Origin of the sequence: Pseudomonas sp. BN102, assembly GCF_029871245.1 — a bacterium.
GTDB lineage: Bacteria > Pseudomonadota > Gammaproteobacteria > Pseudomonadales > Pseudomonadaceae > Metapseudomonas.
This window is the reverse complement of record NZ_SSON01000075.1, coordinates 32,590-59,353: the sequence shown is the minus strand read 5'-3', so window position 1 is coordinate 59,353 and position 26,764 is coordinate 32,590. Positions and strand designations below refer to the sequence as shown.

Here is a 26,764-nt window from a genome sequence, read left to right as displayed (position 1 = left end):
CCCCTCGCTCCTACAGTTGCCCGCCCCTTCAGACGGGGCGGACCGACAGGATCTCCACTTCGAAGGACAGCGGCTTGCCGGCCAGCGGGTGGTTGAAGTCGATGGTCACGTGGCTGTCATCGACGAACTTGACCACCCCGGGCAACTCGGCGTTGGCCGCGTCATTGAAGATGATCAGCAGGCCTTCGGAGAGTTCCATGTCCTGGAAGTTGCCGCGGGGCATCACCTGCACGTTCTGCGGGTTGGGCTGGCCGAAGCCCTGCTCGGGCTCGATCGCCAGCACGCGCTTGTCGCCGGCCTTGAGGCCGAAGAGCACGCTCTCGAAGCCCGGCAGCAGGTTGCCGTCGCCCACCTTGAAGGTGGCGGGTTGCTTCTCGAAGGTGCTGTCGACCACATCGCCATTGTCGAGCTTGATGGCGAAATGCAGGGTGACCTGCATGTCCGGCCCTATGCGATGTTCAGTCATGGGCGGTTTCTCCGGATTTCTTCGATTTGAACATGTCCAGCGCCAGCATGATTGCGCCGACTGTGATGGCGCTGTCGGCCACATTGAATGCCGGGAAGCGCCAACGGTCCTGCCAGTGCACCAGGATGAAGTCGACCACATGGCCGAGCACGATGCGGTCGTACAGGTTGCCCAGCGCACCGCCCAGCACCAGGGCCAGGGCGATGGCCAGCCAGGTCTCGCCGGGCTTGAGGCGCTTGAGCCAGACCACCAGCACGGCGCTGACCACGATGGCGATCAGGGCGAACAGCCAGCGCTGCCAGCCGGAGCTGTCGGCGAGGAAGCTGAAGGCCGCGCCGGTGTTGTAGGCCAGGGTCCAGCTGAAGAGGTCGGGAATGACCACGATCCGCTGGTAGAGACTGAGCTCGGTCTCGAAGAACCACTTACTCGCCTGGTCCACCACGAACACCAGTACGGTCAGCCAGAGCCAGCCGAGGCGGCCGTATCCCTTAGGCATAATGACGAACCTCACCAGCGCCATCGATGTTCTCCACGCAACGGCTGCACAGCTCCGGATGCTGCACGAACTGGCCGACGTCGGCGCGGTGGTGCCAGCAGCGGCCGCACTTGGTGAAGGCGGACTTGTGGATCTTCAGCTTGAGGCCGGCCACGTCGGTTTCCACGGCATCGGCCGGGGCGCTGGCCAGCGGCTGGACTTCAGCGACGGAAGTGATCAGCACGAAGCGCAGTTCGTTACCCAGCTTGGCCAGGCGCGCAGCCAGGGCGTCTTCGGCGAACAGGGTCACCTCGGCCTGCAGGTTGCCGCCGATGGCCTTGGTGCTACGCAGGTTCTCCAGCTCCTTGTTGACCGAGGCCTTGACGGCCATCACCTGCTCCCAGAACTCGCGATCCAGTTCGGTGCCTTCCGGCAGCTCGGCCAAGCCCTGGTACCAGGTGTTGAGCATGACGGATTCGTTCCGCTCGCCCGGCAGGTACTGCCAGATCTCCTCGGCGGTGAAGGCCAGGATCGGTGCGACCCAGCGCACCAGCGCCTCGGCGATGTGGAACAGCGCGGTCTGGCAGGATTTGCGCGCCACGCTGTCGGCCGCGGTGGTGTACTGGCGGTCCTTGATGATGTCCAGGTAGAAGCCGCCCAGCTCCTGCACGCAGAAGTTGTGCACCTTGGAGTAGACGTTCCAGAAGCGGTACTCGCTATAGGCCTCTTCCAGCTCGCGCTGCAGCAGCAGGGCGCGGTCCACGGCCCAGCGGTCCAGGGCCAGCATGTCCGAGGCGGGCAGCAGGTCCCTGGCCGGCTCGAAGCCGTTCAGGTTGGCCAGCAGGAAGCGCGCGGTATTGCGGATTCGACGGTAGGCATCGGCGCTGCGCTGGAGGATCTGCTGGGAGACAGCCATCTCGCCGGAATAGTCGGTCGCCGATACCCACAGGCGCAGGATGTCGGCGCCCAGGCTGTCGGTGACCTGCTGCGGGGCAATCACGTTGCCCAGGGACTTGGACATCTTGCGGCCGCTCTCGTCCACGGTGAAACCGTGGGTCAGCAGCTGGCGGTACGGCGCATGGCCGTCGATGGCGCAACCGGTCAGCAGGGACGAGTGGAACCAGCCACGGTGCTGGTCCGAGCCTTCCAGGTAGAGGTCGGCGGCCGGGCCGCTGGGGTGCCCCAGCTCGGCGTGGGAGCCGCGCAGCACGTGCCAGTGGGTGGTGCCGGAGTCGAACCAGACGTCCAGGGTATCGCTGATCTTGTCGTACTGGCCGGCTTCGTCGCCGAGCAGTTCGGCGGCGTCCAGCTTGAACCAGGCCTCGATGCCTTCCTGCTCGACGCGCTGGGCGACCTGCTCCATCAGCTCGACGGTGCGCGGGTGCAGCTCACCGGTGGCCTTGTGCAGGAAGAAGGGAATCGGCACGCCCCAGTTGCGCTGGCGCGAGATGCACCAGTCGGGACGGCCGGCGATCATGCCCTGCAGGCGCGCCTGGCCCCAGGTCGGGACGAATTCGGTGCGCTCGATGGCGGCCAGCGCACGCTCGCGCAGGGTGGCACCCGCGGCGGGCTGCTTGTCCATGCCGACGAACCACTGCGCGGTGGCGCGGTAGATCAGCGGGGTCTTGTGGCGCCAGCAGTGCATGTAGCTGTGGCTGATGCTCTCGTGCTTGAGCAGCGCGCCCACTTCTTCCAGCTTGGCGACGATGGCCGGGTTGGCCTTCCAGATGAACTGGCCGCCGAAGAAGGGCAGCGATTCGACATAGACGCCATTGCTCTGCACCGGGCTGAGGATGTCGTCGTTGCTCATGCCGTGCTGCTTGCAGGTACGGAAGTCATCCTCACCGTAAGCCGGCGCGGAGTGGACGATACCGGTACCGGCGCCCAGTTCGACGTACTCGGCCAGGTAGACCGGCGAGAGGCGCTCGTAGAAGGGATGGCGGAAGCGGATCAGGTCCAGCGCCTCGCCCTTGGCGGTGGCGATGACCTCGCCTTCCAGGCCGTAGCGCGACAGGCACGACTCCACCAGTTCTTCGGCCAGCAGCAGGATGCGCGCACCGGTATCCACCAGCGCGTAGTTGAATTCGGGGTGGACGTTGAGCGCCTGGTTGGCCGGGATGGTCCAGGGCGTGGTGGTCCAGATGACGATGGCGGTCGGCTTGGCCAGGCTCGCCAGACCGAAGGCGGCGGCCAGCTTGTCGGCGTCTTCCACGGCGAAGGCGACGTCGATGGCGTCGGACTTCTTGTCCTGGTACTCGACTTCGGCCTCGGCCAGGGCCGAGCCGCAATCGAAGCACCAGTTCACCGGCTTCAGGCCCTTGAACACGAAACCCTGCTTGACCATTTCGGCCAGGGCACGGATCTCGCCGGCCTCGTTGGCGAAAGCCATGGTCTTGTAGGGGTTGTCCCACTCACCCAGCACGCCCAGGCGGATGAAGTCGGCCTTCTGGCCCTCGATCTGCTCGGCGGCGTAGGTGCGGCACAGCTCGCGGGTCTTGTCCGCGGGCAGGTTCTTGCCGTGGGTGGTCTCGACCTTGTGCTCGATTGGCAGGCCGTGGCAGTCCCAGCCCGGAACGTAGGGGGCATCGAAGCCCGCCAGGGTCTTGGAGCGAACGATGATGTCCTTGAGGATCTTGTTGACCGCGTGACCGATGTGAATGCTGCCGTTGGCGTAGGGCGGGCCATCATGCAGGACGAACTTCGGGCGCCCTTCGCCGATCTGCCGCAGCTTGCTGTACAGGTCGATACTGTTCCAGCGCTGCAGCAGTTCCGGTTCGCGCTGGGGCAGACCGGCCTTCATCGGGAATGCCGTGTCCGGCAGGTTGAGGGTCGCTTTGTAATCGGTCATTTCAGTCCAGGCTCTTCAATTTGATTGAGTACCCTGCCAATAGGCACGGGCGGCAGCGACATCCGCATCGATCGCCGACTTCAGCGCCTCCAGGGAGGCAAAACGCTGCTCATCGCGCAGCTTGTGGTGGAAGGTCACGCTGATCCGCCGGTCGTAGAGGTCGGCGGAATAGTCCAGCAGGTGGACCTCCAGGTGGGCGCGCCCGTCGCCCTTGACGCTGGGACGTACGCCGATGTTGGCGACGCCAGGCAGTTGTTGGTCGTCCAGCTCCACGCTCACCAGGTACACGCCGTTGAGCGGGACGCGGCGGCGCTTGAGCTGCACGTTCGCGGTCGGGGTGCCCAGCTGGCGGCCGAGCTTCTGACCGTGCAGCACCCGGCCGGTAATGGTGAAGGGACGGCCCAGCAGGCGCTCGGCGAGGGGGAAGTCGCCCGCGGCCAGGGCCTGGCGCACCCGCGTGCTACTGACCCGCTGGCCATCCAGCTCCACGGTAGCCGCGGCTTCGACGCTGAAGCCCTCGGCGTCGCCAGCCTGCAGGAGGAAGGCGAAATCGCCGGCACGATCGCAACCGAAGCGGAAATCGTCGCCGATCTCCAGGTGCGCCGCTCCCAGCCCTTCAACCAGCACCGCATGGACGAACTCCGCGGCGCTGAGCTCGCGCAGGCGGCGGTTGAAAGCCAGGCAGAGCACCCGGTCCACGCCCTCGCGCGCCAGCAGCTCGAGCTTGTCGCGCAAGCGCGTCAGGCGCACAGGCGCTGTATCCGGGCCGAAGTATTCGCGCGGCTGCGGCTCGAAAATCACCACGCAACTGGGCAAACCCAGCTCAGCCGCACGCTCGCGCAACCGCTTGAGAATGGCCTGGTGGCCGCGGTGCACGCCGTCGAAATTGCCAATGGTGGCGACACAGCCCCGATGTTGGGGGCGCAGGTTGTGTAGGCCTCGAACCAGCTGCATAGCACAAGTCTTGTTCACAAAGTGGTCGATTATACGCACAGCCGGCGCCGGACAACAGGCGGCACACGCCCGCCAGTGCGACAAGTGGCCACGGGATGGGCGTCAGCGAATCAGACGGCCCGCCGGGCGAAGTCGCGTGGGCGGAATCCCAGCAGCGCCAACATGCCGAAATAGGCCACTACGCCCGCCCCTACCAGCGCACCCAGGCGCAGCAGCCGCTCGGTCATGCCGCCCTGCTCCCAGGCCGGCATCAGGAACATCACACCCAGCAGCACGGCGCACATCACCAGCACCGCCAGAACCAGCTTGGCGAGGAACCGGCCCCAGCCCGGCTGCGGCTGGAACAGCTGCTGCTTGCGCAGCTGCCAGTAGAGCAGCCCGGCATTCAGGCAGGCGGCCAGGCTGATGGACAGGGCCAGGCCGGCATGCCGCAGGGGGAAGACGAAGGCGAGGTTCATCAGCTGGGTCGCCACCAGGGTGAAGATGGCGATGCGCACCGGCGTGCGGATGTTCTGCCGCGCGTAGAACCCAGGAGCCAGCACCTTCACCAGGATGATCCCGAGCAGGCCGACGGCGTAGGCGATCAGCGCACGCTGGGTCATGAGCGCGTCGTTGGCGCTGAACTTGCCGTACTGGAAGAGGGACACCGTCAAGGGTTCGGCCAGGAGTGCCAGGGCCAGGGTGCAGGGCAGCACCAGCAGGAAGCACAGGCGCAGGCCCCAGTCGAGCAGCTGCGAGTAGGCATGGCGGTCGTCACTGGCGTAGGTCTTGGCCAGGGAGGGCAGCAGTATGGTGCCCAGGGCAACGCCCAGCACGCCGGAAGGCAGCTCCATCAGGCGATCGGCGTAATACATCCAGGACACCGAGCCCGCCGCCAGGAAGGAAGCGAAGATAGTGTTGATGATCAGCGAAATCTGCCCGACGGAAACCCCGAAGATGGCCGGCCCCATCTGCTTCAGCACCCGCCAGACGCCCGTATCGCGCAGGTTCAGCCGCGGCAGCACGAGCATGCCGATGCGCTTCAGCGACGGCAGCTGGTAGAGCAACTGGGCCAGGCCGCCGGCCAGCACCGCCCAGCCGAGCGCCATGATCGGCGGATCGAAATAGGGAATCAGGAACAGCGCGAAGCCGATCATGCTGACGTTCAGCAGGGTCGGCACGAATGCCGGCACCGAGTAGCGGTTCCAGGTATTCAGGATGGCACCCGCCAGGGACGACAGCGAGATCAGGAAGATATAGGGGAAGGTCACCCGCAGCAGGTCGGTAGTCAGGGCGAACTTCTCGGGCTCCTTGGCGAAACCCGGCGCGGTTACCCAGATCACCCAGGGGGCGGCCAGGATGCCCAGCAGGGTCACCAGTGCCAGGATCAGGGTCAGCAGGCCCGAGACATAGGCGACGAAAGTGCGGGTCGCCTCCTCGCCCTGCTGGGTCTTGTACTCGGCCAGGATGGGCACGAAAGCTTGCGAGAAGGCGCCTTCGGCGAAGATCCGGCGCAGCAGGTTGGGCAACTTGAAAGCAACGAAGAAGGCGTCGGTGGCCATGCCGGCGCCGAAGTAGCGCGCAACTATGGTGTCGCGGACAAAACCCAGGACGCGGGAAAGCATGGTGATGGAGCTGACGGCCGCCAGCGACTTGAGCAGGTTCATAAGGGGTCCGGACAGGAAACGCGCGACCCGGCGACGCTGTACGGGCCGGGCGGTCAAGGCTGCCGAGTGTAGAGGCCGAGCGGGAATAAATCATCCTGTGCGAGAATGCACGCTCGTCGCCGCGGCCTCCCGATTGCCCTTGACAAGGATCGGACGGGTAGGCAAGATTCGCGGCCTTATTTGAATGTATCCCCCAGTTTCGAGGAGCTTGACGGTGGCCAATACACCTTCTGCCAAAAAACGCGCCAAACAGGCTGAGAAGCGTCGTAGCCATAACGCCAGCCTGCGCTCCATGGTTCGTACCTACATCAAGAACGTGGTCAAGGCTATCGACGCCAAAGACCTGCCCAAGGCTCAAGCCGCTTTCACCGCCGCTGTACCGGTGATCGACCGCATGGCCGACAAAGGCATCATCCACAAGAACAAAGCTGCTCGTCACAAGAGCCGCCTGAACGCCCACATCAAGGCGCTCGGTCAAGCTGCTGCCTAAGCTTGAGTTCTTGCGAAAAACCGGCCTCCTGGCCGGTTTTTTATTGCCCGCGAAATAGCCTGCCCCACCATCGAGCCGCAAAAAAGCCCGAACTCGTCGGGCTTCTCGCATCAGGTCAGGGCTTCACCGGCCAGGGCATGATCGGGATGGCAGTCACCGCATTCTGCGGACTCCCCTCGATCACCCTGTCGCTATAAACCAGATAGACCAGGCTATTGCGCTTGCGGTCGAAGAAACGCACCACCTGCATGGTCTTGAACACCAGCGAGGTGCGTTCCTTGAACACCTCCTCGCCCTCCTTGAGCTCGCCCTTGAAGCGAATGGGCCCCACCTGGCGACAGGCGATGGAGGCCTCGGCACGGTCTTCGGCCAGCCCGAGACCGCCCTTCACCCCACCAGTCTTGGCCCGCGACAGGTAGCAGGTCACGCCCTCGACCCCGGGATCATCGAACGCCTCGACCACTATCTTGTCGTTCGGCCCCACCCACTTGAACACGGTGGACACCGAACCGATCTCTTCAGCCACGGCCAGCAGCGGCATAGCCGCCAGGGCCGCCGCCAATCCCTTGAAAAGGCGCATCTATCCCTCCACCCACTCAGACCAGAATCAGGTTGTCCCGATGCACCAGCTCCGGCTCGTCGACATAGCCGAGCAGTTTCTCGATGAGATCCGACGACTGGCCGATGATCTTCTGCGCCTCCAAGGCACTGTAGTTGGCGAGGCCACGGGCGATTTCGGCGCCATCCGGCCCCACGCAGACCACCATCTCGCCACGACGGAAACTGCCCTGGACGGCCTTCACACCCACCGGCAGCAGGCTCTTGCGATCTTCGCGCAGCGCCTTGACCGCCCCCGCATCCAGCACCAGCGTGCCGCGAGTCTGCAGATGGCCAGCCAGCCACTGCTTGCGCGCCGCCAGCAGGCCACGCTCGGGAGCCAGCAGAGTCCCCAGGCGCTCGCCCGCCTTGAGGCGATCCAGCACCCGCTCGATTCGTCCACCCACGATTACGGTGTGAGCTCCGGAGCGGGCCGCAAGGCGTGCAGCGCGCAGCTTGGTCTGCATGCCTCCACGCCCCAGGGCGCCGCCGGTGCCGCCGGCCACGGCATCCAGCGCCGGATCATCGGCACGGGCCTCGAAGATCAGCTGGGCATCGGGATTGTGGCGCGGATCGGCATCGAACATGCCGTCGCGGTCAGTGAGGATCACCAGCAGGTCGGCCTCTACCAGGTTCGCCACCAGGGCGGCCAGGGTATCGTTGTCGCCGAAGCGGATTTCATCGGTGACCACGGTGTCGTTCTCGTTGATCACCGGGATGGCGCCCAGTTCCACCAGGGTGCGCAGGGTGCTGCGGGCGTTCAGGTAACGCTTGCGGTCGGAAAGGTCGTCGTGAGTCAGCAGGATCTGCGCAGTGTGCCGGCCATGCTCGGCGAAACTGGACTCCCAGGCCTGGACCAGGCCCATCTGCCCCACCGCCGCCGCCGCCTGCAGCTCGTGCACGGCACTCGGACGGCTATTCCAGCCCAGGCGGCTCATCCCGGCGGCAACGGCGCCGGAAGACACCAGCACCAGTTCCACGCCCGCATTGCGCAGGGCCACCATTTGCTCGACCCAGATCGCCATGGCCGAACGATCCAGCCCGCGGCCATCAGCCGTCAGCAATGCACTTCCGATCTTCACCACCCAGCGCTGCGCGCCAGTCACCTTGTCCCGCATATCGTCCAACCTTAGCTAGAAGGCCGCGCGGCAAGGCGCGCGGCCATGCGAACATCCCACAGCGCCGGGCGGCGCCGGAGTCAGGGTACGTAGAAGATTTCCGGCCCGTCGCCGTCATCCTCGTCGTCATCGAAATCGTCGTCATCCTCGACACCGGCACTCTTCAGGCCGGCGCGACGCAGGGCGCGCTGATCGTCCATGGCCTGCAGGCGGGCACGGGCCTCGTCCTCGATACGCTGATCCAGCTCGGCGAGCTCCTCGGCGTATTGCGGCTCCTCTTCCATGCGCAGGGTGCGCTCGTCGAGGTAGCGCATGATTTCCTGCGAAATGGCCTCGGTCCCCTCGCGCTCCAGGGCGGAGATCACGAACACCGGACCGTTCCAGTCCAGACGCTCGATAACCGCCTTCAACCGCGCCTCACGGTCTCCATCCAGCAACTGGTCGGCCTTGTTCAGCACCAGCCAGCGATCGCGCTCGGTCAGCGCGGGACTGAAGCGACCCAGCTCTTCGATGATGGTCGCGGCCGCTTCAGCCGGATCGCTTTTGTCCAGCGGCGCCATGTCGACAATGTGCAGCAGCAGGCGGGTACGCGCCAGGTGCTTGAGGAAGCGAATGCCCAGGCCGGCGCCTTCGGCGGCACCCTCGATCAGGCCAGGGATGTCGGCCACCACGAAGGACTTGAAGCGACCGACACTGACCACACCCAGGTTCGGCACCAGGGTGGTGAAAGGGTAATCGGCCACCTTCGGCTTGGCGGCGGAGACCGCACGAATGAAGGTGCTCTTGCCGGCATTCGGCAGGCCCAGCAGGCCAACGTCGGCCAGTACCTTCAGCTCCAGCTTGAGATCGCGGGAATCGCCCGGCTTGCCCTTGGTGGTCTGACGCGGTGCGCGGTTGGTGCTGGACTTGAAACGGGTGTTCCCCAGGCCGTGCCAGCCGCCCTGGGCCACCAGCAGGCGTTGCCCGGCCCTGGTCAGGTCGCCAATGATTTCCTGGGTCGCGGCATCGATCACGGTGGTGCCCACCGGTACCGGCAGGATCAGGTCCTCGCCCTTGCGCCCGGTGCAGTCCTTGCTGCCGCCGTTCTCGCCGCGCTGGGCGTCGAAGCGACGGGTGTAGCGGTAGTCCACCAGGGTATTGAGATTGGGATCGGCCTCCATGAACACGGAGCCGCCATCACCCCCGTCACCACCGTTGGGGCCGCCCTTCTCAATGAATTTTTCGCGACGGAAGCTCATCAGGCCATTGCCGCCGTCGCCCGCTTTTACAAAGATCGATACTTCATCGACGAATTTCATCAGGACGCCTCCCGCCACGGGGACGGGTTGAGTGAAACAAAGCACATAGGATACAGGGAACCCCGCTCGATGCAGAGTTTCCGTGAAGCAGAAACGAAAAAGCCCCGTCGCAAGACGGGGCTTTTCCAGCGAGGTCGCGATCAGGCCGCGACGATGCTTACGTACTTGCGACCGAAAGCACCTTTGACCTCGAACTTGATCACGCCGTCCACTTTCGCGAACAGGGTGTGATCCTTGCCCAGGCCAACGCCGACGCCGGCGTGGAACTTGGTGCCGCGCTGACGCACGATGATGTTGCCAGCTTTGACAACCTGGCCGCCGAACAGCTTCACGCCAAGGCGTTTACTTTCTGAGTCGCGGCCGTTGCGGGTAGAACCGCCAGCTTTTTTGTGTGCCATGAGTCAAATCCTCCAAAAAGGAAATTAGGCCTGGATGCCGGTGATCTTGATTTCAGTGAACCACTGGCGGTGGCCCTGGCGCTTCATGTGGTGCTTACGACGGCGGAACTTGATGATGCGCACTTTGTCGTGACGGCCTTGAGAGACCACTTCAGCGACTACTTTGGCGCCATCGACGACCGGAGCACCGATTTTCACGTCTTCGCCATTGCCGATCAGCAGGACGCGATCGAAAGTCACGGATTCGCCGGTGGCGACTTCGAGCTTCTCGATCTTCAGGAATTCACCTTCAGCGACTTTGTATTGCTTGCCGCCGGTAACGATAACTGCGTACATGGATTTTCTCCGTTAAACCTGCTCACCCGACGCTTTATAGAAAGAGGTATGGGTCGGCATGGCTGCATGGGGCCGGAACTGACGCCCGTGCAATTGCGTAAGGCAGGAAAATGCCCAAGGAAGTTCAGGGGCCGCGATTGTACGCAAGCCGCGATTGCCGCGCAAGCACCGCCGGGGCTCGCCTTGACAGCCTCCGGCCCGGTCCCTAGCATGCCGCGCAACCTAACAGGAGCACCTCTGGCTGATGCAACCCCAGGCTTTCTACCGCGTGGTGGCGGACGATTTTACCGCAGTCGACGAAATCATTCGTCGACAACTGACCTCCCGCGTCCCCCTGGTGGAGAAGATCGGCGACTACATCGTCTCCGCCGGCGGCAAACGCCTGCGCCCGCTGCTGGTACTGCTCAGCGGCAACGCTCTGGGTTTTGGCGGTGACCAACTGCGCCTGCTGGCCGCCACCATCGAGTTCCTGCACACCTCCACCCTGCTGCATGACGACGTGGTCGACGCCTCCGGCCTGCGCCGTGGCCGCTCCACCGCCAATGCGCTGTGGGGCAACGCGCCCAGCGTGCTGGTAGGCGACTTCCTCTATGCGCGCTCCTTCGAAATGATGGTGGAACTCGGCTCCATGCCGGTGATGCGCATCATTTCCCAGGCCACCCGAGTGATCGCCGAGGGCGAAGTGCTGCAGCTGTCGAAGATCCGCGACGCCAGCACCACCGAGGAAACCTATATGGAAGTCATCCGCGGCAAGACCGCGATGCTCTTCGAGGCCTCCACCCACAGCGCGGCCATGCTGGCCGGCGCCTCCGCCGAGCAGGCCGAGGCGCTGCGTACCTTCGGTGACTACCTGGGCATCGCCTTCCAGCTGGTGGACGACCTGCTCGACTACCGCGGCGACGCCGCCAGCCTCGGCAAGAACGTCGGCGACGACCTGGCCGAAGGCAAGCCCACCCTGCCGCTGATTGCCGCCATGCGTGACGGCACCCCGGAACAGGCCAGCCTGGTACGCAAGGCCATCCAGCAGGGTGGCAGCCAGGACCTGGAAGGCATCCGCGCCGCCGTGGAAGCCGCCGGCGCCCTGGACTACACCGCGCACCTGGCCCGCGACTACGCCACCCGCGCCATCGCCTGCCTGGACCTGCTGCCCTCCAACGTCTATCGCGATGCCTTGATCGAACTCAGCGAGTTCGCCGTGGCCCGGACCCACTGAGGCCGGAACCGTCAGAAAAGCCCGTCCTGCGACGGGCTTTTTTCTGCCTCGACGAAAGGTATCGATTGGCTCTTGCTATTTTGATAATAGGAATTATTCTCATCTCAACGCTTTTCAAGGAGATGAGCCATGACCTACCTGATCGATGCCTGGCTGGATCGCCCCCACCCCTACCTGCGGATACTGCACCGGGAAACCGGTGAGGTCTGCGCCGTGCTGGAAGAGGAAGCCCTGGACGAACTGCGCGACCAGGGCGACCTCGACCTTGCCGGCCTCAGCTCCAGCGAACCGCTGGTACTCAAGGAGCTGGTGCGCAACCTCTTCCTGTTCTGCTACGCCAGGGCGCTGCGGCCCTGCAGCGAGACGCAGTGAGGGAAGGGAAAGATATCGATGATGCCGGGATGCATCATCCGCAAGGCCATCGCCCGGGCGTAGGCCTTGCAGCGAGGGCACAGGCACCCTCGCCGGTTCTTGGGCGAGCCAGGGAAGGCCCGCCCAAGGGTCACTTCCGGAATCAGAGGATTTCCAGCAGTTCCACGTCGAACACCAGCACGCTGTGCGGCGGGATGCTGCCGACGGCCTGGCCGCCGTAGGCCAGCTCGCTCGGCACGTGCAGGCGCCACTTGCTGCCGGCGTTCATCAGCTGCAGGGCCTCGACCCAACCGGCGATCACGCCACCAACCGGGAATTCGGCCGGCTGGCCGCGATCGTACGAGCTGTCGAACACGGTGCCGTCGATCAGGGTGCCGTGGTAGTGGGTGCGTACGGTGTCTTCGGCCGACGGCTTGGCGCCCTCGCCCGCTACCAGCACTTCGTATTGCAGGCCGGACGGCAGGACGGTAACGCCGTCGCGCTTGGCGTTTTCCACCAGATACTCGCGACCGGCGCCAGCGGCGGCCTCGGCCTTGGCCTGGGCTTCGGCCTGCATGAGCTCGCGAATCACCTTGAAGCTGGCCGACAGTGCAGCGCCGTCGACGCGGCTTTCCAGGCCCTGGAAGGCATCGCTGAGGCCGGCGATCACGGCTTCCAGGCTCACGCCGGGCGGAGGGTTGTCACGGATCTGGTCGCCGAGTTGACGGCCGATGCCGTAGCTGACGCGGGTTTCGTCGGTAGAAAGTTCGAGTTGGGACATCGCGGAGCTCCGCTCAGGAAAAAAAGGCGGGCCAGACTAGCACAGCTTTTCCTCCCCGGAGCAGGCTCCTGCCGGGCTGTTCCGCCTCAGTGGGACACTCGGGTCGAGATCGGTACGCGCACCGTATCCTGGCTGTCCGCTTCCATTCCGCACATCTCGTCATGCACCACGCTGTGCACCAGGTGGAAAGGCACTTCCGGGAACTCGTGCAGCACCTCGCGGGCGTGTTCCACCGAACGCAGGTGGATGACATGGCCACGACCGTCATCCAGGGCGTGGGAGCGACCGTCGATCAGCGCTTCCAGCAGGTAGATGCCACCTTCAAGGGAAATCAGGTTGATCTCTTCGACGTGCCCGGCACGGGCATGGCTGGTGAGGTCGTGCAATTTCATGGCTTCGCCCTCGCGCGCGCTGTACACCACAAATCTAATGCACAGCCCCCGATACCGACGGCAGAAACGCAACCGCCCGTCCGCTTTTCGGCGGCCGGGCGGTCTGGGCGGCGGCAGGAAGGGGATCAGTGGTCGTGCTTGGTCATCTTGTCCAGGTAGCCCATGGCGAAAGCCGAAATGACGAAGGTCATGTGCAGCACCACGTACCACATGATCTTGCTGTTATCGATGTTCTGGGCATCCATGAAAATGCGCAGCAGGTGGATGGAGGAAATCGCCACGATGGAGGCTGCCACCTTCATCTTCAGCGAGCCGGAATCCATCTTGCCCAGCCAGCTCAGCTTTTCCTTGTCTTCGTCGATATCCAGTTGCGAGACGAAGTTCTCGTAGCCGGAGATCATCACCATCACCAGCAGGCCGCCCACCAGCGACATGTCGATGAGGGAGAGCAGCACCAGGATCAGGTCCGCTTCAGTCTTCTCAAAGACGTGGGGCAGGATGTGCAGGATTTCCTGGAAGAACTTCAACGTCAGCGCCAGCAGCGCCAGGGACAGGCCGAAATAAATGGGCGCCAGCAACCAGCGCGCGGCATACATCGAGTTTTCTACAAAGCGTTCCATGGCCTCTCGCAGTCAGTCAAAAAAACCGGACGCGAGTATAGCGGCGAGATTCCTACAGAAAAATAATGGCAACACGCGAGGAATTGTCCCCAAACACTGTGGATGAGTCTGTGCATGGGCACTGGAACGTCACGCAGACGGGCCCTCCGCCGCCGGCTGGCGGAGGCTGATCAAGTGCTGGCCAGCTGCGCGTCAGGTTTCTGGCCGGAACTGGTAGTCACCCAGATGTCGACAACGGGTGCCGTTGAGTCGTCGCAACTCGCCCTGCAGGTGCAGGCGCCAGATCGGCGGATCGTCAGCTTCGGTGTAGCCCTGTTCAGCCAGGCAGTCGGCAATTGCGGACAGCACCGACTCGGCCACGAGAGGCCCGTGGAATGGGCCCTGGGCTTTGATCGCCGAGGGTTGTTCCCCCGACATCCCCGCCGCACAGAGCAGCGTCCAGAGTCCATTCTCTCCCGCCAGCGGACGGATCACGCATTCGATCCGAGTCACCAGTCCCAGGCATTGGCGGGTAAGGCAGAGGTTGCGCGTCATGGCGGCTTTCCTCGCAGGGGCCTGGTTTTCAGCCTACACCCGAGTTTCGACCTGCGAAAGCGCGACGCTTATCCACGCGAACTGTGGATAACCCTGTGAACAGGGTGAGGGAAACACGGCGGGATGCACGCTGCACAAGCTTTGTCCCTGCCGCTCAATGACTGACCAGCCACACCGGGAACCGGACCCGGCATGGCTGGTCAGGACTCAGATCAGACCGGGCCCTGGGTCTTGTCCGGAACCGGCACCTTGCCCGGCTCTTGCTTCGGCCCTTTGCGGGCCGGCTTGGGCGGGGCTGCGGCCTTGGAAACGGCGTCTACCACTTCATGGGCCGGACCGGCCTTCTCCTCCTCCTCCAGCCCCATCTCGGCGATTTCTCGCAGGCGCTCTACCACCCGCGCGTTGACGCTGTCCTTGGGAAACTCGCCCTTGTCGTCCGGCACGCCGGCAGGCTGGCCCACCAACAGGCTCAAGGCCTCGTCGGCCTGGCGAACGGCATAGACATGGAACTGCCCGTCGCGCACCGCCTCCAGCACGCGTTCGTCGAGCATCAGGTTGGCGATGTTGGCGTGGGGAATGATCACCCCCTGCTCGCCAGTCAGACCGCGCGCCTCGCAGAGACGGAAGAAGCCTTCGATCTTCTCGTTGACCCCGCCGACCGCCTGTACCTCGCCGAACTGGTTGATCGAACCGGTGATGGCGAAGCATTGCTTGAGCGGCGTACGCGACAGGGCGGAAATCAGGGTGCAGGCCTCTCCCAGCGATGCGCTGTCGCCGTCCACGTAGCCGTAGGACTGCTCCAGGGCGATGCTCGCGGAAATTTCCAGGGGGAATTCCTGGGCGTAGCGGCTGCCGAGGTAGCCGGTGAGGATCATCACGCCCTTGGAGTGGATGGGCTGGCCGAGGTTGACCTCGCGCTCGATGTCGACGATGCCCGAGCTGCCCGGGTAGACGGTGGCGGAGATACGCGCCGGCACGCCGAATGCCGAGTCGCCCACTTCCAGTACGGTCAGGCCGTTGCACTTGCCCACGGCCGCTCCAGCGGTGTCGATCAGGATGATGCCCGCCAGCATGTCGTCGAGGATGCGCGCCGAAACACGGCCGGTGCGGGTCGCCTTGGCCTTCAGGGCGCGCTCGATATGGCCGGCCCCGGTCATGGTCTCGCCGGCCAGGTGGCGGATGAAGTCCGCCTCGCTGACCAGTTGGAACAGGTCGCCGATACGGGCCGACAGGCGTCCCTGGTGTTCGGCCAGGCGTGCGCTGTAGGTCGCCAGGCGGGCCACGGCCTCTGCCGTCAGGGGCGCCATGCCCTCCTCCGAGGTGCGGGTCTTCAGCAACTGGGCGAACTGCTCCAGGCTGTCGTCCGACAGGGCGATCTCCTCGTCGAAGTCCACCAGCACCCGGAACATCTCCTGGAAGTCGGGATCCAGGTCCTGCAGGGTGTAGTAGAGCTGGCGCGAGCCGATGATCACCACCTTCACCTGCAGCGGGATCACCTGCGGGGTCAGGGTCACGGTGGCCAGGCGGCCCAGCTCCGCGAGGGGGGATTCCATCTTCAGCTGGCGCGAATGCAGGGCGCGCTTGAGCGCATCCCAGACGAAGGGCTCGCCCAGCAGCTTCTCCGCCTCCAGCACCAGGAAGCCGCCGTTGGCGCGGTGCAGCGCGCCCGGGCGCAGTTGCCGATAACTGGTATAGAGGGCGCCCTGGTCGGTGCCGTACTCGATGCGACCGAACAGGTTGTCGTAGGTCGGGTGGGACTCGAACACCACGGGCGCGCCGCCGCTGGCGTGGTGGCCCACCACCAGGCTGGGGCAGTACTGCTCTTCGAGCAGCTCGCGGCGCTGGGCGTCGGGCTTCTCGTCGAGTAACTGGTCGACCACCGTCTTCAGCAGGTTGCACTGCATCGCCTGCAAATAGGCCACCACCCCGGCGTACTCCGCATACTTTTCCGAGAGCGGCGAAAGCAGCGGCTGCAGGGCCTGGGCAATGGTTTCCTCGTTGAGCTGGCGCAGCTGGTTGCTCGACTCGCGCTTCCACTGCGGCAGGCTGGAGAGTTCCTCGTTCAGGCGCTCTTCCAGGGCGGCGATGTCTTCATGGAAGCGTTCGCGCTCGGACTCCGGCAGTTGGGCGAAGTCCGCCTCGTCCAGGGCCTTGCCGTCCTTCATGGGGGTGAAGGCGATGTTCGCGCTGTCGCGGTAGAGGGCGACGTCCTTCTCCAGCGCCAGGCGCTCGATCACATCCAGGGCGCGGTCATAGCGCTGGTTGAAGGCGCGGTCGATGGCGCTCTTCTTCTGCTGGAAGGTGGGCGTCTCGAACACGGCCGGGAAGGTTGCCAGCAAGTTATCCACAAGGTGCTCGATGTCACTGATGAAGCCCTGGGCTTCACCAGGCGGCAGCTGGATGGCGCGCGGCTCGCGGGGTTCGTCGAAATGGTTGACGTAGACCCAGTCCACCGGCGTCGCCAGGCGCTTGCCTTCGGCCTTGAGGTAACGCTGGACGAAGGAGAAGCGGCCGGTACCGGGCTCGCCCATCACGTAGACGTTGTAGCCGGGGCGCGGCATGGCGACGCCGAACTGCAGGGCCTCCACCGCGCGCTCCTGACCGAGCACGCCACGGAAAGGCTCAAGATCCTCGGTGGACTTGAAACTGAACTGTTGAGGCTCGAAGGGACGGGTCAGCGCATCGGGCGCCAGTCGCAGACTGGCAGCGAAGGAATCAGGCATCGAGAGTCCTTAGTGGCTCGGCAAAGAAGCGATGGCCGCATTCTGGCGCCGCCCCGTCATGACTGGCAAGGCATTGCGCCATGCAGCGTTCAGCGGGCGAGGTCGGCGCAGCCCAGGCAGTACTCGGCGGCCGGCAAAACTGCCAGGCGCGCCGCCTCGATGGGCTCGCCACAGCGCTGGCAATAGCCGTAGCTGCCGTCGGCGAGGCGCAGCTTGGCCATGCCGACCCGGCGCAAGGCCGCCTCGGTCTCGGCTAGGATGGCCTCCAGCACTTCGTCGTTCTCGCGCTGGATCGCCTGCTCGGCGAAGTCGGGCGAATGGCTGCGGGCCAGGTCTTCGCGAATGGCGTTGGCGCGAACGGTGTACTCCGCTATCAGGGCGTCGAGGGCAGCCCGAGGGTCGGTGGCGGTCATGGTGGAATCTCCCCAGTTCACCCCCTAAGTGTGGACGCTGTAACGGAGCCTGCACCCCGCGTCGGCAAACTTGCGCAATTGTCCACGATGACCTTGCTTGACACCCGCCCCGGCGTTCCCCAAAGCTCCGGCCGACAAATCTCTCGCGAAGAAGAGTTGTGCCCTTGAAACGGATTTTGCCGTACCTCGCCCTGAGTATCTGGCCCCTTGCCCACGCCGCCCCCGACCTCCCCGCCGAACGTCTCCAGGCGCTGGCAGACGATCCCTACTGGATCGCCCTCGGCCATTACGAAACCGGCAAGCTGGGCGGCTGGCGCAGCTACGTGGACGACCCGAAGTTCTTCTTCGCCGACGATGGCCCCAGCAACCCGGCCGCCGAACTGCGCGCCACCCTGGATGCCCTCTACGCCCCGGCCAGCCTCGGCGACAAGCATCCCCAATGCAGCTATCCGGCGCGCACCCGCTGGCTGCGCGAACAGCTCCGGTTGAGCGACCTGCCGCAACCGGACTGCAACGAATTCCGCACCTGGTACAGCGACGTCAACCCGCACAGCACGGTGCTGGTATTCCCGGCGGCCTACCTGAACAGCCCGTCGTCGATGTTCGGCCACACCCTGCTGCGCATCGACCAGCCGGACGTGCACGAGAACAACACCGCCCTGCTCAGCTACGCGCTGAACTTCGGCGCCTTCATCGAGGGTGCCGACAACAGCATCCTCTATGCCTGGAAGGGCCTGATGGGCGGTTATCCGGGGCTTTTCGCCCTGGTGCCCTACCGCGAGAAGCTCAGTGAATACAGCCGCCTGGAGAACCGCGACCTCTGGGAATACCGCCTGAACCTGAGCCCCGAAGAAACCGGGCGCATGGTGGAGCACGTCTGGGAACTCAAGCAGGTCCGCTTCGACTACTACTTCTTCGACGAGAACTGCTCTTACCGCCTGCTGGAATTGCTGGAAATCGCCCGCCCCGGCCTGGAGCTGACCGACGACTTCCCCCTCACCGCCATCCCCACGGACACGGTACGCGCGGTTAAGCAATCCGGCCTGGTGGAGAGCATCGACTACCGTCCCTCGCGGGAGAAGGAGCTGCTGGCGCGCGCCGAGCCGCTGGACGCCGCCGAGCAGCAGTGGGTGCTGCGCCTGGCCGCTGACGAGAAGCTGCTGGATGATCCGGCCTTCCTCGCCCAGCCCACCCCACGCCGCGCCCTGATCCAGGACGCCGCCTTCCGCCTGGTACGCTATCGTGCCACCGGCGAGCAACGTACCCGCGAAAACACCACCCGCAGTTTCAAGTTGCTGCAGGGCATCAACCGCAATCCGCCGCCCGCCCTGCAGGTCGAACGCCCCAGCCTGCCCGAGGAAGGCCACGAGTCGCGCACCTGGCAGCTGGGCCTGGGTAGCCGTGATGACGAGGCCTTCGCCGAGTACGGTCTGCGCATGGCCTATCACGATCTAAACGACAATCTGTCCGGCTTTCCCCTGGGCGCCCAGATCGAGATTCTCCAGGCCAAGCTGCGCCAGTACGAAAACAACCACTGGCAGCTGCAACGCCTGGACCTGGCCACCATTCGCTCCCTCACCCCGCGCGGCGAACTGCTCAAACCCTGGTCCTGGCAGGTGGCTGGCGGCCTGGAGCGCGTGCTCGGCGAAGACGGCGACGGACGCCTGGTCAGCCACCTGAACGGCGGTGTCGGCGGCTCCTGGCAGTTCGGCGAGGATGCCCTGGGTTTCGCCCTGGCTACGGCCCGCATCGAGCACAACGAGGACTTCGCGCCCTTCATCGCCACCGCAGCCGGCTTCGACACCGGCCTGCTCTGGCACAACCCGCTGGGCAGCCTCAGCCTGGAGGCGGCCGGCGACTACTTCCACAACGGCGAAGTGCGTCGCCGCCTGTCCCTCAACCAGCAATGGGAGATCTCCCGCAACCTCGGCCTGCGCTTTTCCGCCCAGCGTGAGTTCAGCCAGCTCGCCGCGCCGGTGAACGAGGTGATGCTGGAACTCAAGTGGTATCACTACTGACACGCACAAGGGATGCCGTCCTGTAGGAGCCAGCTTGCTGGCGAATCGCTATTCGCCAGCAAGCTGGCTCCTACATTCTCATGGCTCCGTCGGTAAGATGCGCGCCCGGCCTGCGCGAACAGGCCCAGAATGGTTATCCACCCTTCATCAGGCAGCGCAGATGAAACAGAACAGTCCGCAACTGCTGGAAGTGGCTGGCGGCAAACCCATCCGGCTCTGGACCGAGGGAGTGCCCGTGGAAGAGGAAGCCCGCCAGCAACTGATCAATACGGCGAAGATGCCCTTCATCTTCAAGCACCTGGCGGTAATGCCCGACGTGCACCTGGGCAAGGGCTCGACCATCGGCAGCGTGATCCCCACGGTTGGCGCCATCATTCCCGCCGCAGTCGGTGTGGACATCGGCTGCGGCATGATCGCCGCCCTCACTTCCCTGCGGGCCGCCGACCTGCCGGATAACCTCCGTGGCCTGCGCAGCGCCATCGAGCACGCCGTGCCCCACGGCAAGACCTTCGGCCGACGCGACCAGGGCGCCTGGGACAACGTGCCGGAAGCCGCCGACCAGGCCTGGCGCTCCCTGGCCATGCGATTCAAGTCGATCACCGCCAAGTACCCCCGGCTGGAAAAGACCAACAATCGCCATCACCTCGGCACCCTGGGCACCGGCAACCACTTCATCGAGGTCTGCCTGGACGAGGCCGACCGCGTCTGGTTCATGTTGCATAGCGGCTCGCGCGGGGTCGGCAATGCCATCGGCACCCAGTTCATCGAACTGGCCCAGGCCGACATGCGCCAGCACCTGGCCAACCTGCCGGACCGCGACCTGGCCTATTTCGAGGAAGGCAGCCGGCACTTCGACGACTATGTGGAAGCCGTGGGCTGGGCCCAGGACTTCGCCCGGCAGAACCGCGCCCTGATGATGCAGGCGGTGATCGCCGCCGCGCGCAAGGCCATCGGCACGCCGTTCGAAGCCAATCTGGAAGCGGTGAACTGCCACCACAACTACGTGCAGAAGGAGCAGCACTTCGGTCGCGAGGTGCTGGTGACGCGCAAGGGCGCGGTGTCGGCGCAGAAGGGCGAGCTGGGCATCATCCCCGGCTCCATGGGCGCAAAGAGCTTCATCGTCCGCGGCCTGGGAAACGAAGAGGCATTCTGCTCCTGCAGCCACGGTGCCGGCCGCAGCATGAGCCGCGGTCGGGCGAAGAAGCTGTTCACCGTGGAGGATCAGGTCCGCGCCACCGCCCATGTGGAATGCCGCAAGGACAAGGACGTGATCGACGAGATTCCCATGGCCTACAAGGACATAGACGCGGTGATGGCCGCCCAGCGCGACCTGGTGGAAGTGGTGCATACCTTGCGCCAGGTGGTGTGCGTGAAAGGATAAGCCAGCGCCGAGCGCACTCGGACCGCCGCCTGCGCCAGATGGGCCGGCGCCGCGCCCAAGGAGCAGCATGAAACAGGACATCATCGAACTCGACGGCAACGAAGGCGGCGGGCAGATTCTGCGCAGCGCCCTCAGCCTGTCGATGATCAGCGCACGGTCCTTCCGCATCCACACCATCAGGGGCCAGCGCAGCCGCCCGGGATTGCTGCGCCAGCACCTTACCGCCGTGCGGGCGGCCGCCGAGGTCTGCGGGGCCCAGGTCGAAGGTGCGGAGCTGGGCTCGGGGGAGCTGAGCTTTCGCCCCGGCCCGATCCGCGCCGGCCACTATGCCTTCGCCATCGGCACCGCCGGCAGCTGCTCGCTGGTCTTGCAGACCTTGCTGCCGGCCTTGCTGATGGCTCGCGGCGAGAGCCAGGTGCGTATCACCGGGGGCACCCACAACCCGCTGGCGCCACCGGCCGACTTCCTGCAGAACAGCTGGTTGCCGTTGCTGCGGAGGATGGGTGCGGAAGTGGAACTGGAGCTGCTCCGGCACGGCTTCGTTCCCGCCGGTGGCGGCGAGATCCTGGCCAGGGTGCGCCCGGCGCGCTGGCAGCCGTTGCACCTGGAACGCCCCGGCGCGATCCGCCAGCGGCGCGCCCGCGCCCTGCTCGCCGGCCTGCCGATGCATATCGGCGAACGCGAACTGGAACGGGTAAGGCGCCGCCTGGGCTGGAGCGACGGCGAACGACAGCTGGTATTCCTGCCGCAGGATCAGGGGCCCGGCAACGTACTTTTGCTGGAAATCGACTGCGAACAGGTTCGGGAAACTTTCGCCGCCTTCGGCCAGCCGCGCGTCAGCGCCGAGCGCGTGGCCGGCCAGGCCATCGTCCAGGCCGAGGCCTGGCTGGCGAGTCACTGCGCGGTGGGCGAGCACCTGGCCGACCAGTTGCTACTTCCCATGGCGCTGGCCGGCGCCGGCAGCTTCACCACCCTGCGCCTGAGCGACCATTTGCGGAGCAACTGGCAGGTGATCGAACGCTTTCTGCCGGTGCACATCCACAGCGAGGCGCTGGCCGCGAATCGGTACCGCGTCGTCGTCAGCTCGCCTTGACGATTTCATCACGAGTCCGGCGCTAGGCTGTCTGCAACATCCCCCAGAACGTGCGCACTAGAGCGCACCGGGAGTCCACCGTGGCATCGCGCCATGCCTGCCTGATCTGCTGCCTGCTCCTGGGCAGCCTGCTCGCGGGCTGCGAAACCACCCACGACCACCTGATCGCCGAGGGTTACCCACCGGCCTTCGCCGACGGCTGCAGCAGTGGACGCCAGGCGGCCGGGGTGATCAGCGGCGAGTTCCGCAAGAATGTGCCGCGCTACCTTGGGGAAGCCACCTACGCAGGGGGCTGGGACGACGGCTTCCGCCAGTGCCAGGCCCAGGTGCGGAGCGAGGAGCGGCGGGAGTATGAGGACAGGATGCGCGACCGGGACGACGATGCGTGGGAGCGGAATCGGGACAACGCCATGGGCAGGGCGCTGCATCCCGATTGATCGGCGGCTGCGGACAACTGTGGGGGCGAATTCATTCGCAATGGGCAGCGCAGCTGCCCCCGGAACCCCTGCAGGGCAGCCCTGCGGGCTGCTCAGCGAATGAATTCGCCCCCACAAGGCCACCTTCAAGCAAGGCGCGGCGTTACACCACTCCCTGCGCCAGCATCGCGTCGGCCACTTTCACGAAGCCGGCGATGTTGGCGCCCTTGACGTAGTTCACCCGGCCATTCTCTTCGCCATGGTGCACGCAGGCGTGGTGGATGTTCTGCATGATGCCGTGCAGGCGCTGGTCCACTTCACCGGCGGTCCAGTGCAGGCGCATGGCGTTCTGGCTCATCTCCAGGCCGCTGGTGGCCACGCCGCCGGCGTTGGAGGCCTTGCCCGGGGCGAAGAGGATGCCCGCCTCGATGAAGATATCCACAGCCTCCAGGGTGGAGGGCATGTTGGCGCCTTCGGCCACGCAGACGCAGCCATTGGCCAGCAGCGCGCGCGCGTCGTCGGCATCCAGTTCGTTCTGCGTCGCGCAGGGCAGTGCGATATCGCAGGGCAACGCCCAGGGCCGCTGGCCGGGGAGGAAGCGCAGCCCAGGCCCGCTGAGTTCGCTGATCCGCCCACGACGGACGTTCTTCAGCTCCATCAGGATTTCCCACTGCTCCTGGGTCAGGCCGGCCTCGGCGAAGAGGGTGCCTTCGGAGTCGGACAGCGAGATCACCTTGCCGCCCAGCTCCATGACCTTCTGCGCCGCGTACTGGGCGACGTTGCCGGAGCCGGAAATCGCCACACGCTGGCCGTCGAAGCCGCGACCGATGCCCTTGAGCATCTCCTGGGCGAAGTAGACGCAACCAAAGCCGGTGGCCTCGGGGCGAATCAGGCTGCCGCCATAGGCCAGGCCCTTGCCGGTCAAGACCGAGGTGAACTCGTTGGACAGGCGCTTGTACTGGCCAAAGAGGAAGCCGATCTCGCGGGCGCCGACGCCGATATCACCGGCCGGCACGTCCAGGTCGGCACCGATATGGCGGTACAGCTCGCTCATGAAGGACTGGCAGAAACGCATCACCTCGGCGTCGCTCTTGCCCTTGGGGTCGAAGTCCGAGCCGCCCTTGCCGCCGCCCATGGGCAGCGAGGTCAGGGAATTCTTGAACACCTGTTCGAAGGCCAGGAACTTCAGCACCCCCAGGTTCACGGAAGGATGGAAGCGCAGGCCGCCTTTGTAGGGACCTATGGCGCTGCTCATCTGCACGCGGAAGCCACGGTTGACGCGGACCCGTCCCTGATCGTCGACCCACGGCACGCGGAACAGGACGGCACGCTCCGGCTCGACGATCCGCTCGATGATGCCGGCCTCCAGGTAATGCGGATTGGCTTCCAGGAAGGGCCACAGGCTGCGCAGCACTTCTTCCACTGCCTGATGGAACTCGGGCTGGTCGGGATCACGCTGCTTCAGGCGCAGCAGGAATGCGTCGACGGATTGCGTCATGTTTCTCACCAATTTTTCTTTTGTGAACAATTTATGGCGCGAAACTCTACCAAGCCGGGCAGCACCTCGATAGGGCAAAATGACGCATTAATGAATCTTTTTGGTGCATTACATATAAATCAGACGAAAATGCAGGCTATCGTTCCGCTGCATCGGCAGTTTTCAAGGGAATGCTCTCATGCAGGGCTCCCCGGGATATGCACCATAAAATTGCACTGGAGCACCATAAGAGGTCGGCGAAGCACAACAACGTCACGAGGACGACGAGAATCGGTAACGCCGGGGGCGCCGTCCGAATTCAGCCACGTGGGCCTGAGGTGCTCCGGAGGGGGGAGCGAGGCCTGAACAGGTTCAGCCTCCCACCGATTCGTGTAGCACCTGCCTGGGATTGATGCCCAGCCCGCTGCGCTTGCCGCGCATTACCACCACGCCACTTTCCGGCAAGGACAGCCAGACGTCTTCCGATACGCACACGCCCATCCCCTGCGCTGCAGCATCCAGCACCAGATGCACACGGTATTCGCAGCCCAGGCCACCCTGGTCCTTGCCCAGGATCCGTGCGGAGAAGTCCACCTCCTTGCCCAGCCACTGGGTAAAGAGAGCGGCCACCGGGACCTGCAGCGCGCCCCAGACCACCAGCACCAGCAGTGCCCCCAGGGTCAGGTGCAACTGCAGACGGGCGGATGCGGTCTCCAGCCCGAACAGCGCGACGAAGCGCTCGCGCCAGGCCAGCCAGGCGTAGAGTCCGCCTCCCAGCAGCAGGGCACAGACCACCGAGCCAAGTTTCCAGGCCGTTGACGGGTAGAAGGAGAAGTACAGCCCGCAGACGCCGAACAGCGCCAGGGTCGAGAGCCAGAACAGGTAGTGGTTGAATCCTTTCATCGAACCTCCAGAAACGAAAACGGAGCCTTGCGGCTCCGTTGTCGCGTTGGCGCTTACTGCGCCAGCTTCTTGTAGCGCACGCGGTGCGGCTGGGACGCCGCCTCGCCAAGGCGCTTCTTGCGGTCCGCCTCGAACTCGGTGTAGTTGCCTTCGAAGAAGGCCACCTTGCCGTCGTCCTCGTAAGACAGGATGTGGGTGGCGATACGGTCCAGGAACCAGCGATCGTGGGAGATCACGATGGCGGCGCCGGGGAAGTCCAGCAGCGCCTCTTCCAGGGCACGCAGGGTTTCCACGTCCAGGTCGTTGGACGGTTCGTCGAGCAGCAGCACGTTGCCGCCCTGCTTCAGGGTCAGGGCCAGGTGCAGGCGGCCACGCTCACCACCGGAGAGGTCCTTGACGAACTTCTGCTGGTCGGCGCCCTTGAAGTTGAAGCGGCCGACGTAGCTGCGCGACGGGACTTCGTAGTTGCCGATCCTGATCTGCTCGAAACCGTCGGAAATCTGCTCCCACACGGTCTTGGTGCCTTCCAGGCTGTCACGGCTCTGGTCGACGCTCGCCAGTTGCACAGTCTCACCGATCTCGATGCTGCCCGAGTCCGGCTGCTCCTTGCCCAGGACCATGCGGAACAGGGTCGACTTGCCGGCGCCGTTACCGCCGATCACACCGACAATGGCGCCCTTGGGCACGCTGAAGGACAGGTCCTCGATCAGCACGCGGTCGCCGTAGCCCTTGGTGACGTTATTGAACTCGATGACCTTGTCGCCCAGGCGTGGACCGGCCGGGATGTAGATCTCGTTGGTCTCGCTGCGCTTCTGGAATTCCTGCGATTGCATTTCCTCGAAGCGCTGCAGACGGGCCTTGGACTTGGACTGACGAGCCTTGGCGCCCTGGCGCACCCACTCCAGTTCGGCCTTCATGGCCTTGGCGTGAGAAGCCTCCTGCTTGGCTTCCTGGGCCAGGCGGTTGGCCTTGGATTCCAGCCAGCCGGAGTAGTTGCCCTCGAAGGGGATGCCGTAGCCACGGTCCAGTTCGAGGATCCAGCCGGCGACGTTGTCGAGGAAGTAACGGTCGTGGGTGATCGCCACCACTGTGCCGGGGAAGTCATGGAGGAAGTGCTCCAGCCAGGCCACGGAGTCGGCGTCCAGGTGGTTGGTCGGCTCGTCCAGCAGCAGCATGTCGGGGGCCGACAGCAGCAGGCGGCAGAGCGCCACGCGGCGCTTCTCGCCACCGGAGAGGTGTTCGATCTTCGCGTCCCACGGCGGCAGACGCAGGGCGTCAGCGGCGACTTCCAGCTGGCGCTCCAGGTTGTGGCCGTCGGAAGCCTGGAGGATGGCCTCCAGCTTGGCCTGCTCGGCGGCCAGGGCGTCGAAGTCGGCGTCCGGCTCGGCGTACAGGGCATAGACTTCGTCGAGGCGGGCCTGGGCCTGCTTGATCTCGCCAACGGCCTCTTCGACGATGTCACGCACGGTCTTGACCGGGTCCAGCTTCGGCTCCTGGGGCAGGTAGCCGACCTTGATCCCCGGCATCGGGCGGGCTTCACCGTCGATCTCGGTGTCCACCCCGGCCATGATGCGCAGCAGGGTCGACTTGCCCGCGCCGTTCAGGCCGAGCACGCCGATCTTGGCGCCCGGGAAGAAAGACAGGGAAATGTCCTTGAGAATCTCACGCTTCGGGGGCACGACCTTGCCGACCCGGTGCATGGTGTAGACGTATTGAGCCATGACTGACCTTGGTGCTGTGACGAATGTTGGATAAAGGCGGGGAGCGACAAACTGGGAACAGGCGCTCCCTCGCGCGTGCGGCAAAGCTACCGGAATGCGCCA

26 protein-coding genes are annotated in these 26,764 nt (G+C 65.0%); 7 read left to right on the top strand and 19 right to left on the bottom strand.

Annotated features, from left to right (window positions below; translation table 11 throughout):
* Window positions 1–28: 28 nt before the first annotated feature.
* The 5 genes from E8F12_RS21515 to murJ form a co-directional block, all read right to left on the bottom strand.
* On the bottom strand, window positions 29–466 hold the full coding sequence (locus E8F12_RS21515) for a peptidylprolyl isomerase (RefSeq protein WP_280327212.1): 438 nt from the start codon (window positions 464–466) through the stop codon (window positions 29–31).
* On the bottom strand, window positions 459–962 hold the full coding sequence (gene lspA, locus E8F12_RS21510) for a signal peptidase II (RefSeq protein ID WP_280327211.1): 504 nt from the start codon (window positions 960–962) through the stop codon (window positions 459–461). The genes E8F12_RS21515 and lspA overlap by 8 nt, the downstream gene beginning before the upstream one ends.
* The gene (gene ileS, locus E8F12_RS21505) at window positions 955–3,789 is read right to left on the bottom strand and encodes an isoleucine--tRNA ligase (protein ID WP_280327210.1); all 2,835 of its coding nucleotides are present in this window, start codon (window positions 3,787–3,789) and stop codon (window positions 955–957) included. The genes lspA and ileS overlap by 8 nt, the downstream gene beginning before the upstream one ends.
* 15 nt (window positions 3,790–3,804) lie before the next feature.
* Window positions 3,805–4,743 carry a bifunctional riboflavin kinase/FAD synthetase gene (ribF, locus tag E8F12_RS21500; RefSeq protein WP_280327209.1) on the bottom strand — a complete coding sequence of 313 codons (939 nt, stop codon included), beginning with the start codon at window positions 4,741–4,743 and terminating at the stop codon, window positions 3,805–3,807.
* 110 nt (window positions 4,744–4,853) lie between these two features.
* Complete coding sequence (gene murJ / locus E8F12_RS21495) at window positions 4,854–6,389, bottom strand: murein biosynthesis integral membrane protein MurJ (protein ID WP_280327208.1); 1,536 nt, start codon at window positions 6,387–6,389, stop codon at window positions 4,854–4,856.
* A 214-nt stretch (window positions 6,390–6,603) separates the two neighbouring features.
* Here murJ and rpsT point away from each other — a divergent pair, with 214 nt between their 5' ends.
* Complete coding sequence (rpsT, locus tag E8F12_RS21490; RefSeq protein WP_069082204.1) at window positions 6,604–6,879, top strand: 30S ribosomal protein S20; 276 nt, start codon at window positions 6,604–6,606, stop codon at window positions 6,877–6,879.
* Window positions 6,880–6,994: 115 nt separating this feature from the next.
* On the opposite strand, the gene E8F12_RS21485 is transcribed toward rpsT, so the two are convergent.
* From E8F12_RS21485 to rplU, 5 genes are all read right to left on the bottom strand, one after another.
* A complete protein-coding gene (locus E8F12_RS21485; protein WP_280327207.1) occupies window positions 6,995–7,459 on the bottom strand; it encodes a CreA family protein in 465 nt (154 codons plus the stop codon).
* A gap of 16 nt (window positions 7,460–7,475) precedes the next feature.
* On the bottom strand, window positions 7,476–8,594 hold the full coding sequence (proB, locus tag E8F12_RS21480; protein ID WP_280327206.1) for a glutamate 5-kinase: 1,119 nt from the start codon (window positions 8,592–8,594) through the stop codon (window positions 7,476–7,478).
* Between the two features lie 80 nt (window positions 8,595–8,674).
* Window positions 8,675–9,892 (bottom strand): Obg family GTPase CgtA, encoded by a 1,218-nt coding sequence (gene cgtA / locus E8F12_RS21475; protein ID WP_280327205.1) that lies wholly within the window; start codon window positions 9,890–9,892, stop codon window positions 8,675–8,677.
* 140 nt (window positions 9,893–10,032) lie between these two features.
* Complete coding sequence (gene rpmA, locus E8F12_RS21470; RefSeq protein WP_120653000.1) at window positions 10,033–10,290, bottom strand: 50S ribosomal protein L27; 258 nt, start codon at window positions 10,288–10,290, stop codon at window positions 10,033–10,035.
* A gap of 24 nt (window positions 10,291–10,314) precedes the next feature.
* Window positions 10,315–10,626 carry a 50S ribosomal protein L21 gene (rplU, locus tag E8F12_RS21465; protein WP_016490856.1) on the bottom strand — a complete coding sequence of 104 codons (312 nt, stop codon included), beginning with the start codon at window positions 10,624–10,626 and terminating at the stop codon, window positions 10,315–10,317.
* A 244-nt stretch (window positions 10,627–10,870) separates the two neighbouring features.
* On the opposite strand from rplU, the gene E8F12_RS21460 reads away from it, so the two are divergent.
* Both E8F12_RS21460 and E8F12_RS21455 read left to right on the top strand, forming a co-directional pair.
* Complete coding sequence (locus E8F12_RS21460; protein WP_280327204.1) at window positions 10,871–11,839, top strand: polyprenyl synthetase family protein; 969 nt, start codon at window positions 10,871–10,873, stop codon at window positions 11,837–11,839.
* A gap of 129 nt (window positions 11,840–11,968) precedes the next feature.
* Window positions 11,969–12,211 carry a hypothetical protein gene (locus E8F12_RS21455; RefSeq protein WP_280291936.1) on the top strand — a complete coding sequence of 81 codons (243 nt, stop codon included), beginning with the start codon at window positions 11,969–11,971 and terminating at the stop codon, window positions 12,209–12,211.
* Window positions 12,212–12,353: 142 nt separating this feature from the next.
* On the opposite strand, the gene E8F12_RS21450 is transcribed toward E8F12_RS21455, so the two are convergent.
* The 6 genes from E8F12_RS21450 to E8F12_RS21425 form a co-directional block, all read right to left on the bottom strand.
* A complete protein-coding gene (locus tag E8F12_RS21450) occupies window positions 12,354–12,971 on the bottom strand; it encodes an FKBP-type peptidyl-prolyl cis-trans isomerase (RefSeq protein WP_280327203.1) in 618 nt (205 codons plus the stop codon).
* Window positions 12,972–13,057: 86 nt separating this feature from the next.
* Entirely contained in the window at window positions 13,058–13,363 is a 306-nt protein-coding gene (locus E8F12_RS21445) for a DUF6482 family protein (RefSeq protein ID WP_280327202.1), read from the bottom strand.
* Between the two features lie 125 nt (window positions 13,364–13,488).
* Window positions 13,489–13,983, bottom strand: coding sequence for a TIGR00645 family protein (locus E8F12_RS21440; protein WP_280291933.1), 495 nt, complete (start codon window positions 13,981–13,983; stop codon window positions 13,489–13,491).
* 192 nt (window positions 13,984–14,175) lie between these two features.
* A complete protein-coding gene (locus E8F12_RS21435) occupies window positions 14,176–14,517 on the bottom strand; it encodes a hypothetical protein (protein WP_280291932.1) in 342 nt (113 codons plus the stop codon).
* A 212-nt stretch (window positions 14,518–14,729) separates the two neighbouring features.
* Window positions 14,730–17,240, bottom strand: a complete 2,511-nt coding sequence (locus E8F12_RS21430) for an ATP-binding protein (RefSeq protein WP_280327201.1) — start codon at window positions 17,238–17,240, stop codon at window positions 14,730–14,732.
* 89 nt (window positions 17,241–17,329) lie between these two features.
* Window positions 17,330–17,653, bottom strand: coding sequence for a TraR/DksA family transcriptional regulator (locus E8F12_RS21425; protein WP_280327200.1), 324 nt, complete (start codon window positions 17,651–17,653; stop codon window positions 17,330–17,332).
* Window positions 17,654–17,811: 158 nt separating this feature from the next.
* Between E8F12_RS21425 and E8F12_RS21420 the strand changes: the two genes are divergently transcribed.
* The 4 genes from E8F12_RS21420 (at window position 17,812) to E8F12_RS21405 (ending at window position 22,582) form a co-directional block, all read left to right on the top strand.
* Entirely contained in the window at window positions 17,812–19,671 is a 1,860-nt protein-coding gene (locus E8F12_RS21420) for a DUF4105 domain-containing protein (protein WP_280327199.1), read from the top strand.
* A gap of 160 nt (window positions 19,672–19,831) precedes the next feature.
* Complete coding sequence (locus E8F12_RS21415; protein WP_280327198.1) at window positions 19,832–21,052, top strand: RtcB family protein; 1,221 nt, start codon at window positions 19,832–19,834, stop codon at window positions 21,050–21,052.
* Between the two features lie 67 nt (window positions 21,053–21,119).
* Window positions 21,120–22,145: an RNA 3'-terminal phosphate cyclase gene (gene rtcA, locus E8F12_RS21410; RefSeq protein ID WP_280327197.1), complete on the top strand. Its 1,026-nt coding sequence runs from the start codon at window positions 21,120–21,122 to the stop codon at window positions 22,143–22,145.
* 80 nt (window positions 22,146–22,225) lie between these two features.
* A complete protein-coding gene (locus E8F12_RS21405; RefSeq protein ID WP_280327196.1) occupies window positions 22,226–22,582 on the top strand; it encodes a hypothetical protein in 357 nt (118 codons plus the stop codon).
* A gap of 142 nt (window positions 22,583–22,724) precedes the next feature.
* Here E8F12_RS21405 and gdhA read toward each other — a convergent pair whose 3' ends face one another.
* The 3 genes from gdhA to ettA all read right to left on the bottom strand — a co-directional run bounded on the left by gdhA (window position 22,725) and on the right by ettA (window position 26,662).
* Entirely contained in the window at window positions 22,725–24,059 is a 1,335-nt protein-coding gene (gene gdhA, locus E8F12_RS21400; protein ID WP_280327195.1) for an NADP-specific glutamate dehydrogenase, read from the bottom strand.
* 351 nt (window positions 24,060–24,410) lie between these two features.
* A complete protein-coding gene (locus tag E8F12_RS21395) occupies window positions 24,411–24,941 on the bottom strand; it encodes a hypothetical protein (RefSeq protein WP_280327194.1) in 531 nt (176 codons plus the stop codon).
* A gap of 53 nt (window positions 24,942–24,994) precedes the next feature.
* Window positions 24,995–26,662: an energy-dependent translational throttle protein EttA gene (gene ettA, locus E8F12_RS21390; protein WP_280327193.1), complete on the bottom strand. Its 1,668-nt coding sequence runs from the start codon at window positions 26,660–26,662 to the stop codon at window positions 24,995–24,997.
* Between the last annotated feature and the right edge of the window lie 102 nt (window positions 26,663–26,764).

Bases quoted from the DNA above. Each gene is read 5' to 3' on its own strand.
- E8F12_RS21460 (WP_280327204.1), top strand. From the start codon at position 10,871: ATGCAACCCCAGGCTTTCTACCGCGTGGTGGCGGACGATTTTACCGCA.
- E8F12_RS21425 (WP_280327200.1), bottom strand. From the start codon at position 17,653: ATGACCGCCACCGACCCTCGGGCTGCCCTCGACGCCCTGATAGCGGAG.
- gdhA (WP_280327195.1), bottom strand. From the start codon at position 24,059: ATGACGCAATCCGTCGACGCATTCCTGCTGCGCCTGAAGCAGCGTGAT.
- proB (WP_280327206.1), bottom strand. From the start codon at position 8,594: ATGCGGGACAAGGTGACTGGCGCGCAGCGCTGGGTGGTGAAGATCGGA.
- ileS (WP_280327210.1), bottom strand. From the start codon at position 3,789: ATGACCGATTACAAAGCGACCCTCAACCTGCCGGACACGGCATTCCCG.
- murJ (WP_280327208.1), bottom strand. From the start codon at position 6,389: ATGAACCTGCTCAAGTCGCTGGCGGCCGTCAGCTCCATCACCATGCTT.
- ettA (WP_280327193.1), bottom strand. From the start codon at position 26,662: ATGGCTCAATACGTCTACACCATGCACCGGGTCGGCAAGGTCGTGCCC.
- E8F12_RS21485 (WP_280327207.1), bottom strand. From the start codon at position 7,459: ATGCGCCTTTTCAAGGGATTGGCGGCGGCCCTGGCGGCTATGCCGCTG.
- E8F12_RS21435 (WP_280291932.1), bottom strand. From the start codon at position 14,517: ATGACGCGCAACCTCTGCCTTACCCGCCAATGCCTGGGACTGGTGACT.
- E8F12_RS21450 (WP_280327203.1), bottom strand. From the start codon at position 12,971: ATGTCCCAACTCGAACTTTCTACCGACGAAACCCGCGTCAGCTACGGC.
- rpmA (WP_120653000.1), bottom strand. From the start codon at position 10,290: ATGGCACACAAAAAAGCTGGCGGTTCTACCCGCAACGGCCGCGACTCA.
- E8F12_RS21415 (WP_280327198.1), top strand. From the start codon at position 19,832: ATGAAACAGAACAGTCCGCAACTGCTGGAAGTGGCTGGCGGCAAACCC.
- E8F12_RS21430 (WP_280327201.1), bottom strand. From the start codon at position 17,240: ATGCCTGATTCCTTCGCTGCCAGTCTGCGACTGGCGCCCGATGCGCTG.
- E8F12_RS21445 (WP_280327202.1), bottom strand. From the start codon at position 13,363: ATGAAATTGCACGACCTCACCAGCCATGCCCGTGCCGGGCACGTCGAA.
- E8F12_RS21455 (WP_280291936.1), top strand. From the start codon at position 11,969: ATGACCTACCTGATCGATGCCTGGCTGGATCGCCCCCACCCCTACCTG.
- rplU (WP_016490856.1), bottom strand. From the start codon at position 10,626: ATGTACGCAGTTATCGTTACCGGCGGCAAGCAATACAAAGTCGCTGAA.
- lspA (WP_280327211.1), bottom strand. From the start codon at position 962: ATGCCTAAGGGATACGGCCGCCTCGGCTGGCTCTGGCTGACCGTACTG.
- ribF (WP_280327209.1), bottom strand. From the start codon at position 4,743: ATGCAGCTGGTTCGAGGCCTACACAACCTGCGCCCCCAACATCGGGGC.
- E8F12_RS21515 (WP_280327212.1), bottom strand. From the start codon at position 466: ATGACTGAACATCGCATAGGGCCGGACATGCAGGTCACCCTGCATTTC.
- rtcA (WP_280327197.1), top strand. From the start codon at position 21,120: ATGAAACAGGACATCATCGAACTCGACGGCAACGAAGGCGGCGGGCAG.
- cgtA (WP_280327205.1), bottom strand. From the start codon at position 9,892: ATGAAATTCGTCGATGAAGTATCGATCTTTGTAAAAGCGGGCGACGGC.
- E8F12_RS21440 (WP_280291933.1), bottom strand. From the start codon at position 13,983: ATGGAACGCTTTGTAGAAAACTCGATGTATGCCGCGCGCTGGTTGCTG.
- E8F12_RS21395 (WP_280327194.1), bottom strand. From the start codon at position 24,941: ATGAAAGGATTCAACCACTACCTGTTCTGGCTCTCGACCCTGGCGCTG.